Origin of the sequence: Streptomyces sp. NPDC058284, from assembly GCF_042881135.1 — a bacterium.
GTDB lineage: Bacteria > Actinomycetota > Actinomycetes > Streptomycetales > Streptomycetaceae > Streptomyces.
Window position 1 is genome coordinate 52,531 of sequence record NZ_JBHVYE010000011.1, and the last position, 12,135, is coordinate 64,665.

Consider the following 12,135-nt stretch of genomic DNA (forward strand, 5'->3'; position numbering starts at 1 on the left):
GCGGTCCGGGCCCCCTCGCCACGGCTCCCAGACCCCGGGTCGCGCACGGTCGCACCAGACAAGGCCTGCTGGGGCCGCATCGCCGACGACACGGCTCCAGCCGCCGTTCTCCAGGTGCCCGGTCAGGAAACTCCCGCTTCCTGCCGGCCTCGGAGGACACCCGCGCGGGGAGGCGTCGGAGGGGAGCCCGCCACCTCGCGCACCTGACGGTCGCCGCCGCGCCCATGAGCGGCGGCGGCCGTCTCATCGAGGCCCCGCGACTCTCGCGCGTATACGTCCACGGACAGGCCCCGTGCGGCACTCCGGGCGCTGCGGCCCGGAGCGGCATCAGGGCTTTGCCGACTCCTTCTCCGACCCGGCTTCCGCTTCCGCTTCCGGTTCCTTGAAGTCGACCTTCCGCATGTGCTTGCTCATCGACTTCATCAGGCCCCAGACGGCCAGGGCCATCACCGCGAAGACGATGAAGCCCAGCACGCCGGGGGTCACCTTGTCGTCGTCGACCTCCTTGGCGAGAGGGACGAGGTGCGTCATTGCCAGATGTGCGTTCACGCTAGGCATTGTCGCGGATGCCCGCGAAGAGGTCGTCCTCGGGGAGGGAAGTATCGACGAGCGACTTCGCGAGCTCGTACTCCTCGGTGGGCCAGACCTCCTTCTGGATCTCCATCGGCACGCGGAACCAGCCGCCGTCCGGGTCGATCTGCGTGGCGTGCGCGATCAGCGCCTTGTCACGGGTCTCGTAGAAGTCGGCGCACGGCACGTGTGTGGTCAGCGTGCGCTCGGCCCGCTCGGACTCGTCCCAGCGCTTGAGCCAGTCCCCGTACGGCGACTCCATGCCGCGGTCGAGCAGCGCGTGGTGCAGCGCCTCGGTGCGCGGCCGGTTGAAGCCCTGGTTGTAGTAGAGCTTCTGGGGCTGGAAGGCCGGGCCGTACTCGCTCTCCGGGTACTTCTCGGCGTCCGCCGCGCCCTCGAACGCCACCATGCTGATCTTGTGGGTCATGATGTGGTCGGGGTGCGGATATCCGCCGTTCTCGTCGTAGGTGGTGATCACCTGCGGACGGAAGGAGCGGATCTGGCGCACCAGCTCGCCCGCCGCCTTGTCGACGTCCTCCAGGGCGAAACAGCCCTCGGGCAGCGGCGGCAGCGGGTCGCCCTCGGGCAGGCCCGAGTCGACGAAGCCGAGCCACTCCTGCTTGACGCCGAGGATCGCGCGGGCCTCGTCCATCTCCTTCTTGCGGACCTCGTGGATGTTCGCCTCGATGTAGGCGTCACCCTGGAGCTTGGGGTTGAGGATGTCGCCGCGCTCACCGCCCGTGCAGGTCACGACGAGCACGTCCACCCCCTCGGACACGTACTTGGCCATGGTGGCCGCGCCCTTGCTCGACTCGTCGTCGGGGTGGGCGTGCACGGCCATCAATCGAAGCTGCTCAGTCAAGACTCGATCCTCAAGTTTTATCGGGCGCCCTCGATGCCGCGGCGCAACAGGCGGCTTCTATAGTGACGGAACCGGGGGGCGGAAAATTCCGGCATCCCCTGTTCCTGGAGGACGATCATGGCGGCGGCGGGCTCGAAGCTTCCCGACGGGCTTCCCGAGGGGCGTTCGCAGCGGCTTCCCGGCGGGGCTCCCGAGGGCCGGTACGGCCGCTCGCGCACGGCCGACGAAGCGGCCGACCGCAAGCTGAAGATCATCGGCTCGGTGCTCGGCGTGCTGCTGCTCGGCGTCGTCGGCTGGTTCGGCTACGACTACATCAACGGTACGAAGGTCAGCGGCGAGGTCATCAAGTTCGACGTCGTCTCGGACCACGCCGTCGAGGCACACCTGGAAGTACGCAAGGACGCCGACGCGCGCGGCTACTGCACCCTGCGCTCCCAGGCCGAGTCCGGCGCCGAGGTGGGCCGCGCGGACTTCCGCTTCGACCAGCGCACGGGCCGTATCGACAAGGTCGTCACACTGCGTACGACGAGCAAGGCCACCAACGTCGAGCTGCTCGGCTGCCACGCCGACTGAGACCGGCTGCTTTACCGCGCTCACCTGCGTTGACGCAAATCTGACGGCTTATGTCCTCCCCCTGACGCGGCTGAATTGTTAGGCTCGTGGTTTCGCCCACCCGTGAAGGAACATCCTTCTGGGTAGGGCGATGCTTTGTATTCCCAGTACCTACGAGGAGCACCTGTGACCCAGACCAGCGAGAACGTCACCTGGCTGACCCAGGAGGCGTACAACCAGCTCAAGGCCGAGCTGGAGTACCTGTCTGGTCCCGCGCGCACCGAGATCGCGGCGAAGATCGCGGCAGCGCGTGAGGAGGGCGACCTGCGCGAGAACGGCGGGTACCACGCGGCCAAGGAGGAGCAGGGCAAGCAGGAGCTCCGGGTCCGCCAGCTCACCCAGCTCCTGGAGACCGCGCGGGTCGGCGAGGCGCCCGCCGACGACGGTGTCGTGGAGCCGGGCATGGTCGTGACCATCGCCTTCGACGGCGACGAGGACGACACCGTGACGTTCCTGCTCGCCTCCCGTGAGTACGCGAGCGCGGACATCGAGACGTACTCGCCGCAGTCCCCGCTGGGCACCGGCGTGAACGGCAAGAAGATCGGGGAGAACGCGGAGTACGAGCTGCCGAACGGCAAGCTCGCCTCCGTCAAGATCCTCGAAGCCAAGCCGTACAAGGCATAGCGCGCTCTTCGAGCTCCACACGGGCTTCGAGCTCCACGACGGGACAGGGCCCCCGGCACCGCGAGTGCCGGGGGCCCTGTCCTGCCCCGCTCCCCTGTCCCGTGCGGTCAGGCCGTCGCCGAGCGGTACTTGCGGACCGCCAGCGTGCGGAAGACCACGAGGATCACCACGGACCACAGCAGTGACGCCCACACCGGGTGCTGCATGGGCCACGCGTCCGGTGTCCTGAAGCCCGGCGGCAGGTTGCCGAAGAGCTCCCGGCAGGCCTGGACCGTCGTGCTGAACGGGTTCCACTCGGCGATGTGCCGGAAGAACGTCGGCAGTTTGTTGGAGTCCACGAAGGCGTTCGAGATGAACGTCAGCGGGAACAGCCAGATCAGGCCGCCCGAGGTCGCCGCCTCCGGTGTGCGGACCGAGAGGCCGATCAGGGCGCCGATCCACGAGAAGGCATAGCCGAGCAGGAGCAGCAGGCCGAAGCCCGCGAGGACCTTGCCGAAGTTCTCGTGGGTGCGCCAGCCGATGAGGAGTGCGACCAGGGCGAGCACGACCAGGGTCAGCGCCGTCTGCACCAGGTCGGCCACGGTGCGGCCGGTGAGGACCGCGCCCCGCGCCATCGGCAGGGAGCGGAAGCGGTCGATGAGGCCCTTGTGCATGTCGTCGGCGATCCCCGCGCCGGCGCCCGCCGTGGCGAAGGTGACGGTCTGCGCGAAGATGCCCGCCATCAGGAAGTTGCGGTAGTCCTGCGAGGACAGCGAGCCGCCGACCTGGATCGATCCGCCGAAGACGTACGTGAAGAGGATCACGAACATCACCGGCTGGATGAGCCCGAACAGGACCATCTCGGGGATCCGGCTCATGCGGATGAGGTTCCGTCGGGCGATGACCAGGGAGTCCCTGACGGACTGGCCGATGCCTCCGGCGGGCCTCGGGGCCGCCGTGGGCGCGGCGTCGGTTGCGGTGCTCACTTGTCGGCCTCCTCCTTGCGCTGGGGATCGGTGTCGGCGCCCTCTCCATTGGCCCCGTCCGCCTGCTCGGCGGCATGTCCGGTGAGGGAGATGAAGACGTCGTCGAGGGTCGGACGGCGCAGGCCGATGTCGTCTATCTCGATGCCGCGCGCGTCCAGTTCACGGATGACCTCCGCGAGCAGCTTGGCGCCGCCGGTGACGGGGACGGTCAGCTTGCGCGTGTGCTCGGCGACGGCGACCTCGCCCTTGCCGAAGCCGCGCAGCACCTCGCCCGCGGTGGCGATGTGGTCGCGGTCGTGCACGACGACCTCGACGCGCTCGCCGCCTGTCCTGGCCTTGAGCTGGTCGGAGGTGCCGCGGGCGATGACGCGGCCGTGGTCGACGACGCAGATGTCGTGCGCCAGGTGGTCGGCCTCTTCGAGGTACTGGGTGGTGAGAAGCAGAGTCGTGCCGCCCGCGACGAGCTCCTGGATGACCTCCCACAGCTGCTGGCGGTTGCGCGGGTCGAGGCCGGTGGTCGGCTCGTCCATGAACATCACGGGCGGCGATACGACGAGTGCGGCCGCGAGGTCGAGGCGGCGGCGCATGCCTCCCGAGTACGTCTTGGAGGGGCGGTCGGCGGCGTCGGCGAGATTGAACCGGTCGAGCAGCTCGCTCGCCCGGGCTTTGGCCTCCTTGGCCCTCATCTGGTAGAGCTGGCCGACCATCTGGAGGTTCTCACGGCCTGTCAGGTACTCGTCCACGGCGGCGAATTGACCGGAGAGCCCGATCGAACGCCGGACTTCGTTGGGGTGTTTGAGCACGTCGATGCCCGCGACGACCGCCTTGCCGCTGTCCGGCGTGAGGAGCGTCGTCAGACAGCGGACCGCCGTGGTCTTCCCCGCGCCGTTCGGCCCGAGGAGGCCGAGAACGGTTCCTTCCGGGACATCCAGATCGACGCCGTCCAGAGCCCTTACGTCGCCGAAGGTCTTCACCAGACCTTCGGCGTAGATGGCGCCTGGCATGTGGGTTCTCCCCTGGTGTGGGTGACTTCCTACGGAAAGTTTAGATTTGCCGGACCTGGCACGCCCGGCGATCGGGTGACACGGGACACACCATAACGCGATACATCGCGTTCGCTCAGCTGATTTTCCAAAGTGGTCGCCGACGACGGAAAGTGAGCCGAGGACGACGGAAGAAGTCCGGGTCCCCTCACCCGATGATCGTGTACCCCGTCCCCCGCAGCGCCGCACCCACCTCGGCGCAGTGCTCGGGCCCCTTCGTCTCCAGGTGCAGCTCGACCTCCGCCTCCGTGAGCCGCAGCCGCGGATCGGTGCGCACGTGACTCACGTCCAGGACGTTGGCGTCCGCCTCCGACAGCACCCCGAGGAGCGTGGCGAGCGCGCCCGGGCGGTCGGTCAGGCGCAGCCGCAGCGAGAGGTAGCGGCCCGCCGCCGACATGCCGTGCCGCAGGATCCGCTGCATCAGGAGCGGATCGACGTTGCCGCCCGACAGCAGCGCAACCACCGGCCCCTCGAACGCCTTCGGAGCGCTCAGCAGGGCCGCCACCGGACTGGCCCCGGCCGGCTCCACGACCATCTTGGCCCGCTCCAGGCAGAGCAGCAGGGCGCTGGAGAGCTCGTCCTCCGAGACCGTGACGACCTCGTCGACCAGCTCCGCGAACAGCCGGAACGGCACGTCGCCTGGGCGCCCGACCTTGATGCCGTCGGCCATCGTCACCGGATTCTCGATCGCCACGGGGCGCCCGGCGGCCAGCGAGGGCGGATAGGCCGCGGAACCCGCCGCCTGCACGCCGACCACCTTCACGTCCGGGCGCAGCGCCTTGACCGCGACCGCGATGCCCGCCGCAAGGCCGCCGCCCCCGACACCGACGACGACCGTGCGCACCTCGGGGCACTGCTCCAGGATCTCCAGGCCGACCGTGCCCTGCCCCGCGATGATGTCCGGGTGGTCGAAGGGGTGGATGAAGACGGCGCCCGTCTCGCGCGCGTACTCCTGCGCGGCGGCCAGCGTCTCGTCGACCACCTGGCCGTGCAGCCGCACCTGCGCCCCGTACTCCCTGGTCGCCGCGACCTTGGGCAGCGGCGCCCCGGCCGGCATGAAGACCGTGGAGGCCACCCCGAGCAGCGAGGAGGCGAGCGCCACGCCCTGCGCGTGGTTGCCCGCGCTCGCGGCGACGACACCGGCGGCGCGCTCCTCGGGGAGCAGGCCCGCGATCCGCACGTACGCGCCGCGGAGCTTGAAGGAACCGGTCCGCTGGAGGTTCTCGCACTTGAGGTGCACGGGGGCGCCGACCAGTCCCGACAGGTGCCTGCTGCCCTCCAGCGCGGTCGTCCGGGCCACTCCGGAGAGCATCTTCTGCGCGCCGCGCACATCGTCGAGGGTGACCTTCGGCAAGGAGTCAGGCGTGCGGTAGCTCATGTCCGCAAGTCTTGCAGCCGAGGCCCGGATCCTCCTGCGACGACCAAGGGACGAGACCGTTCTCCCCGTAGGTTTTCGCAGCGCAGGTACGGTACGGGCCTCAGCCGCGTACCCTGTCCCCCAACCCATCGCCCTCGCATGAAGTGAGCCCCCGGCCATGCCCACAACTCCGGACATGACGACCGCCAGCGACCCCGGCCTCCTGGACAGCCTCCAGCACCAGGTGGCGGTCTTCGCCCGCCGTGCGGAGCAGACCCGCCTCGGCGGTGTAGGCCAGGTCCGCAACTCCATGGACCGCGCCGCGTATCTGCTGCTCAACCGGCTCGACAAGGAAGGCCCGATGGGTGTCAAGGCGCTTGCCGCGAGCATGGGCATCGACTCCTCGACGGTCACCCGGCAGGTCGCCCCGCTGGTCGACACCGGGCTCGTCAAGCGCACCTCGCACCCGGAGGACGGCCGCGCCGTGGTCCTCCAGCTCTCGCCGCGCGGCCAGGCCAGACTCGACGAGGTGCGCTCCTCGCGCCGCGAGCTGATGGCCGAGCTGACGCAGGAGTGGGCCCCGGAGGAGCGCGAGAGCTTCTGCGCGCTCCTCACACGCTTCAATTCCGCCCTCTCGGCGCGTCAGACGTCACAGACGTCACCCGCGGGAGAAGTTCCGGCCACTCCGGAGTCTTGACCCCGGCCCCGCGTCTGGCCTCATATGAGACCGGGATCCTCCTTCCCTCCGGCCGGGAGGCGTGGTGCGAGATCGGCAGGCGCTGCTCAGCGCCCGCCGTGCCCGGGAGTTCGAGGCGTTCGTCGCGGGCGCGGCAGGGCGGCTCCTGCATGCCGCGACCCTGCTCACCGCCGAGCCCCCGGACGACAACCCACGCGCGCGCGTCCTGCTGACCGGCGCCCTCGCGCACACGTACGCGACGTGGGACCGGCTGCGCGGCGAGGACCCGTACGACCACGCCCGCCAGCAGCTGGCCATCCGCTTCGGACGCGGCGCCTGGCGCCGCCACCGCGGCCACGGCGGGATCCTCGCCGGGCTCAGCCCCCAGGAGCGGCTGATCCTCGTCCTGCGGGTGTACGAAGGCGTCGCGGAGGAGCAGACGGCCGCGCTGCTCGGGCTGCCCGCGGAGCGGGTCTCGGTGATCTGCGCCCGCGCGACGGCGACGGTCCTGCACCCGCGGCGCGGACCCGCGCCGTCGAGGGCGCTGAGCGGTCCGGCGCCGTCATGAGCCAGTACGAGCGCAAGGAGCAGGCGGTCCGGCGCCTCCTGGAGGGCACGGCGCCCGTCGTGCCGCCCGAACTCCTCGAGGACGCGGTGCGGCGCGGCAGCAGGCTCCTGCGGCGCCGTACGGCGGTGCGGCGGCTGTTCTGGACGCTGCTGTTCGCCGCCGCCGTGGCGTTCATCGTGTGGGCCTCGCTGGCCCGGCCGTGGGTGGAGCCGCCGTCGGACACGACTCCACCCCTGACCCGCTGGGGATAGGGGTTAACCCAGCGCCTGCTGCAGGTCGGCGACGAGGTCGTCGGCCGACTCGATGCCCACGGAGAGGCGCACGAGGTCCGCGGGGACCTCAAGGGCCGAGCCCGCGACCGATGCGTGCGTCATCCGGCCCGGGTGCTCGATCAGGGACTCGACGCCGCCGAGGGACTCGCCGAGAGTGAAAAGGCCGGCGCGGTTGCAGACCTCGACGGCCGCCTCCTCGCCGCCCTCCACCCGGAACGACACCATCCCGCCGAACGCCCGCATCTGCTTGGCGGCGACCTCGTGACCGGGGTGCTCCGGAAGGCCCGGGTAGAGAACCTGCGACACGCGCGCGTGCCGGGTCAGCATCTCGGTGACCTTGGTGGCGTTCTCGCTGTGCCGGTCCATGCGCACCGCGAGGGTCTTGATGCCGCGCAGCACCAGCCAGGCGTCGAACGGGCCCGCGACGGCTCCCATCGCGTTCTGGTGGTACGCCAGCTCCTCGCCGAGCTCCGCGTCGCCCACGACGAGCGCGCCGCCCACGACGTCCGAGTGGCCGCCCATGTACTTCGTCATGGAGTGCACGACGACGTCCGCGCCGAGCGCCAGCGGCTGCTGGAGGTAGGGGCTCGCGAAGGTGTTGTCGACGACGAGGCGCACCCCGGCCTCGCGGGCGACCTGCGCGACGGCCGCGATGTCGGTGATGCCGAGCAGCGGGTTGGAGGGGGTCTCCACCCAGATCGCCTTCGTACGGTCGGTCAGTGCTCCCCGCACCGCCTCGGGGTTGGAGGTGTCGGCCACCGACCAGTCCACGCCCCACCGCGAGACGACCTTGGCGAAGAGCCGGAAGGTGCCGCCGTACGCGTCGTTGGGGATGACGACGTGGTCGCCGGGGGCGAGCAGCGTACGGAGCAGGCAGTCCTCGGCCGCGAGGCCGGACGCGAAGGCGAGCCCGCGGCGGCCGCCCTCCAGTGCGGCCAGGTTCTCCTCCAGGGCGGTGCGCGTCGGGTTGGCGCTGCGGCTGTACTCATAGCCGCCGCGCAGGCCCCCCACCCCGTCCTGCTTGTAGGTCGACACCTGGTAGATGGGCGGGACCACGGCGCCGGTGAGGGGATCGGCGGTGTTGCCCGCGTGGATCGCCACGGTCTCGAAGCTCTGCGTGCTGTGCGAGTCACTCATACGGCCTGAGCGTAGTGCGCGACCGGGACCTTCCGCCGGGTCGGTCCGGGTACGCCCCGGCGGGTTCGCCAATTGTCCGACGCGTCTGGTTCGCTTGTGCCATGGAGATTCTCTGGTTCCTGTTCGCGGTGATCATGATCGGTGCGGTCCTCGGGCCCGTACTGCTGCGCAGGCGCGGCGGAATCCGGCAGGTGGCCCCGGGCTCGCCGGACGCCGCGGACCCGGAGAACTACGGCTTCCTGCGCCAGGAGGAGCTGGACATCCGCATGCCGGGACCGGACGCCGACCTCCTCGAAGTCCTCGACCTCGTGCAGCGCACCCAGGAGTGGAAGGCGGCCTCGCAGCTCCTCGCGGGCACGGAGACGCACGGCGAGCGGCGGTGGCAGCGCGTGCAGGCCTTCGCGGGCGCGGCCTCCCTCGAACTGCAGCACCGGCCCGGCGGCGTCAGCGACAGCCCCGGCGGGCAGTGGCTGCGGGTCTGGCGTGCCGAGGCGCCGAAGGACGCGGGCGGGGCCGCGGTGCACGCGGAGTTCCTCGTCCAGCAGGCGTGGCGCACGGCGGTCCAGGGGACGGACGAGTTCCGGATCATTCTGGAGGAGGCCCGACAGGCGTGCGGGCAGGCGGCGCTGCTCTCCCCCGGCGACCCCGTCCCGTACATCATCGAGCTCTCCATCGCGCGCGGACTCTCGTACTCCCGCGAGGAGTTCGAGCAGCTGTGGCTGAAGATCCTGGACCGCGCGCCCGCACACATGGGCGCGCACCTCGCGGCGCTGCACTACTGGTGCGAGAAGTGGCACGGCTCCCGCGACCTCGCGTACGGCTTCGCGGAGGCCGCCGCGGCGCGTGCCCCCCGGGGCTCGCTGCTCGCCGCGCTCCCCCTCTTCGCGGTCTACGAGCACCTCCCCGAGGTCAACCTGGTCCGCGGCTTCTACGAGAGCGAGGTCGTCACCAAGGCCGTCGAGGGCGCCCTCTTCGCGGTGCACGCCGCGCGCCCGGACGACCCGATGCTGGCGCACGTCCGTCACCTCCTGGTCTTCTTCCTGGTCCGCAGCGAGCGCTGGGGCGAGGCCATGAGCCAGCTCGTGCACGTGGACGGCCACGTCGGCGCCCTGCCCTGGACGCTGACCGAGGACCCGGCCGAGGGGTACGCGGTCTACCGCGCGCTGGCCGTCGCCGGCTACGAGGCGAACGGCGGCAGCCCGGCGACGCTGCCGCACTGACGGAATGCGTGGCCGCACCCGCACGTTGACGGAACAGCCCCCGCAACCCCCTGTCCCGCACGAGGAGAGACCCGCATGATCTTCGGCCGCACGCCCGAGCTCCCCACCCCCGAGCAGGCCCTGAAGGGCCGGGCCACCCCGGAATTCGAGGTCCCCTCCCGCCACACGGTCCTCGGCAACCCGCTGCTCGGCCCCTACCCCGCCGGCCTGGAGGTCGCCGACTTCGCCCTCGGCTGCTTCTGGGGCGCCGAGCGCAAGTTCTGGCAGACGGAGGGCGTCTGGACGACCTACGTCGGCTACCAGGGCGGCTACACCGAGAACCCCTCCTACGAAGAGGTCTGCTCCGGCCTGACGGGCCACACGGAGGCGGTCCGCGTCGTCTTCGACCCCTCGAAGGTCTCGTACGCCGCACTCCTGAAGCTGTTCTGGGAGTCCCACAACCCCACGCAGGGCTTCCGCCAGGGCAACGACGTGGGCACGCAGTACCGCTCGGCGATCTACACCCACTCCCCCGCCCAGACGGAGGCGGCGACAGCGTCCCTGGAGGCCTACCAGCAGGTCCTGACCGCCGCGGGCTACGGCACGATCACGACGACAGTGCTCCCCGCGGAACCCCGCCCGCTGTGGCCCGCGGAGCCGTACCACCAGCAGTACCTGGACAAGAACCCGGACGGCTACTGCGGCATCGGCGGCACGGGCGCCACCCTGGACGCCCCCTCGGAGACGAACTGGGGCCGCGCCTGCCCGACGGGGATCGCACCCGCACCGACCGAGAGCTGAGGCGCCCGCGCTCCCCCTGGTGATGACCCCCTCTGCCCTCAGCGAATCTGCCGCAAGCCGAGATCGCTGACACCGGTGCCCGCCAGGGGCAACAGTGAAGTCACGGCGCGGCGTTGGTGGCCGCCGGACTTTCTGGAGGCGTGATGGCAGGGCTCGACAGTGGGTGGGACACGGTGGCGCGGCCGCGGGGGGAGGACGGGGAGACCGTTCCCTCGCGGTACGACGACCATCTGGCCGCGCAGCTGCTCAATCAGCGGATCGTGTTCCTCGGGACGCAGGTCGACGAGGTCTCCGCCAACCGCGTCTGCGCGCAGATGCTGTTGCTGTCGGCGGAGGACCCGAAGACCGACATCAGTCTGTACATCAACAGCCCCGGCGGCTCCGTCACCGCCGGGCTCGCCATCTACGACACGATGCGGCTCATCCCGAACGACGTGGCGACCCTCGCCATGGGCTTCGCCGCGAGCATGGGGCAGTTCCTGCTGAGCGTGGGGACCGCGGGCAAGCGGTTCGCGCTGCCCAACGCGCGGATCATGATGCACCAGCCGTCCGCCGGCATCGGCGGCACCACCGCCGACATCGCCATCCAGGCGGAGAACCTGGAGTTCACGAAGCGGGCCATCGAGCGGATCACCGCCGAGCACACCGGGCAGAGCGAGGAGACCATCTCGCGCGACGGTGACCGCGACCGCTGGTTCACCGCCGAGCAGGCCAAGGAGTACGGGATGGTCGACCACGTCGTCGAGTCCCTCGACGACGTGCGGCCCGCGGGGTCGAAGCGGCGTATCGGCCTGGGAATCTGAGAGAACGAGGGGACTGGACAGCATGAGTCAGTACACGATTCCCACCGTCGTCGAGCGCACTCCGCAGGGCGAGCGGGCGTACGACATCTACAGCCGGCTGCTCTCCGAGCGCATCATCTTCCTCGGGACGGAGATCGACGACGGGGTCGCCAACGTCGTCATCGCGCAACTGCTCCACCTGGAGTCGTCCGCGCCGGACCGCGAGGTCGCCATCTACATCAACTCACCGGGCGGCTCCTTCACCTCACTCATGGCGATCTACGACACCATGAGCTTCGTGACCGCGCCCATCTCGACGTTCTGCGTCGGCCAGGCCGCCTCCACGGCCGCCGTACTGCTCGCAGGCGGCGATCCGGGGCGGCGGTTCATCCTCGACCACGCCCGCGTACTGCTCGGGCAGCCCGCCAGCCGCGGGCAGCAGGGGACCGTCTCCGACCTCAGCCTCCAGGCCAAGGAGATGCTGCGGATCCGCTCGCAGGTCGAGGAGGTCCTCGCCCACCACACGCGCCACGACGTGGCCACCCTGCGCGCCGACATGGACCGCGACAAGGTCTTCACCGCGCAGGAGGCCGTCGCGTACGGGCTCGCCGACCAGGTGCTCAGCCGGCGGAAGCTGCCCGCCGCCGCTTGAGGGCGGCGGCAGGCG

At 70.6% G+C, this 12,135-nt stretch carries 15 protein-coding genes; 9 read left to right on the plus strand and 6 right to left on the minus strand.

The features are described 5' to 3' along the window. Positions 1–327 precede the first annotated feature (327 nt). Together ACFVYR_RS17385 and mca are read right to left on the minus strand one after the other, a co-directional pair. A complete protein-coding gene (locus tag ACFVYR_RS17385) occupies positions 328–531 on the minus strand; it encodes a hypothetical protein (RefSeq protein WP_384260014.1) in 204 nt (67 codons plus the stop codon). Between the two features lie 19 nt (positions 532–550). Beyond that, positions 551–1,411, minus strand: coding sequence for a mycothiol conjugate amidase Mca (gene mca, locus ACFVYR_RS17390; protein ID WP_384260012.1), 861 nt, complete (start codon positions 1,409–1,411; stop codon positions 551–553). Positions 1,412–1,549: 138 nt separating this feature from the next. Here mca and ACFVYR_RS17395 point away from each other — a divergent pair, with 138 nt between their 5' ends. Both ACFVYR_RS17395 and greA read left to right on the plus strand, forming a co-directional pair. Next, positions 1,550–2,005, plus strand: a complete 456-nt coding sequence (locus tag ACFVYR_RS17395) for a DUF4307 domain-containing protein (RefSeq protein WP_384259923.1) — start codon at positions 1,550–1,552, stop codon at positions 2,003–2,005. A 165-nt stretch (positions 2,006–2,170) separates the two neighbouring features. Further along, a complete protein-coding gene (gene greA, locus ACFVYR_RS17400; RefSeq protein ID WP_384259920.1) occupies positions 2,171–2,668 on the plus strand; it encodes a transcription elongation factor GreA in 498 nt (165 codons plus the stop codon). 107 nt (positions 2,669–2,775) lie between these two features. On the opposite strand, the gene ACFVYR_RS17405 is transcribed toward greA, so the two are convergent. The 3 genes from ACFVYR_RS17405 to ilvA form a co-directional block, all read right to left on the minus strand. Beyond that, complete coding sequence (locus tag ACFVYR_RS17405; RefSeq protein WP_384259918.1) at positions 2,776–3,633, minus strand: ABC transporter permease; 858 nt, start codon at positions 3,631–3,633, stop codon at positions 2,776–2,778. Further along, entirely contained in the window at positions 3,630–4,637 is a 1,008-nt protein-coding gene (locus ACFVYR_RS17410) for an ATP-binding cassette domain-containing protein (RefSeq protein ID WP_384259915.1), read from the minus strand. Before ACFVYR_RS17410 ends, ACFVYR_RS17405 begins: the two co-directional genes overlap by 4 nt. Positions 4,638–4,824: 187 nt before the next feature. Then, positions 4,825–6,054, minus strand: a complete 1,230-nt coding sequence (ilvA, locus tag ACFVYR_RS17415) for a threonine ammonia-lyase (protein WP_384259912.1) — start codon at positions 6,052–6,054, stop codon at positions 4,825–4,827. A gap of 157 nt (positions 6,055–6,211) precedes the next feature. Between ilvA and ACFVYR_RS17420 the strand changes: the two genes are divergently transcribed. The 3 genes from ACFVYR_RS17420 (at position 6,212) to ACFVYR_RS17430 (ending at position 7,528) form a co-directional block, all read left to right on the plus strand. After that, the gene (locus ACFVYR_RS17420) at positions 6,212–6,730 is read left to right on the plus strand and encodes a MarR family winged helix-turn-helix transcriptional regulator (RefSeq protein WP_384259909.1); all 519 of its coding nucleotides are present in this window, start codon (positions 6,212–6,214) and stop codon (positions 6,728–6,730) included. A gap of 64 nt (positions 6,731–6,794) precedes the next feature. Further along, complete coding sequence (locus tag ACFVYR_RS17425) at positions 6,795–7,277, plus strand: sigma factor-like helix-turn-helix DNA-binding protein (protein ID WP_384259906.1); 483 nt, start codon at positions 6,795–6,797, stop codon at positions 7,275–7,277. Then, positions 7,274–7,528, plus strand: coding sequence for a hypothetical protein (locus tag ACFVYR_RS17430; RefSeq protein ID WP_384259903.1), 255 nt, complete (start codon positions 7,274–7,276; stop codon positions 7,526–7,528). Before ACFVYR_RS17425 ends, ACFVYR_RS17430 begins: the two co-directional genes overlap by 4 nt. Positions 7,529–7,531: 3 nt before the next feature. Here the strand turns inward: ACFVYR_RS17430 and ACFVYR_RS17435 are convergent, their stop codons facing one another. Then, positions 7,532–8,686, minus strand: a complete 1,155-nt coding sequence (locus ACFVYR_RS17435; protein WP_384259901.1) for a cystathionine gamma-synthase — start codon at positions 8,684–8,686, stop codon at positions 7,532–7,534. A gap of 101 nt (positions 8,687–8,787) precedes the next feature. Between ACFVYR_RS17435 and ACFVYR_RS17440 the strand changes: the two genes are divergently transcribed. The 4 genes from ACFVYR_RS17440 (at position 8,788) to ACFVYR_RS17455 (ending at position 12,120) form a co-directional block, all read left to right on the plus strand. Continuing rightward, complete coding sequence (locus ACFVYR_RS17440) at positions 8,788–9,906, plus strand: hypothetical protein (RefSeq protein ID WP_384259898.1); 1,119 nt, start codon at positions 8,788–8,790, stop codon at positions 9,904–9,906. A 75-nt stretch (positions 9,907–9,981) separates the two neighbouring features. Continuing rightward, positions 9,982–10,686 carry a peptide-methionine (S)-S-oxide reductase MsrA gene (gene msrA / locus ACFVYR_RS17445; protein ID WP_384259895.1) on the plus strand — a complete coding sequence of 235 codons (705 nt, stop codon included), beginning with the start codon at positions 9,982–9,984 and terminating at the stop codon, positions 10,684–10,686. A 143-nt stretch (positions 10,687–10,829) separates the two neighbouring features. Next, complete coding sequence (locus ACFVYR_RS17450) at positions 10,830–11,489, plus strand: ClpP family protease (protein WP_384259893.1); 660 nt, start codon at positions 10,830–10,832, stop codon at positions 11,487–11,489. A gap of 22 nt (positions 11,490–11,511) precedes the next feature. Next, on the plus strand, positions 11,512–12,120 hold the full coding sequence (locus ACFVYR_RS17455) for a ClpP family protease (RefSeq protein ID WP_384259890.1): 609 nt from the start codon (positions 11,512–11,514) through the stop codon (positions 12,118–12,120). Positions 12,121–12,135: the final 15 nt, after the last annotated feature.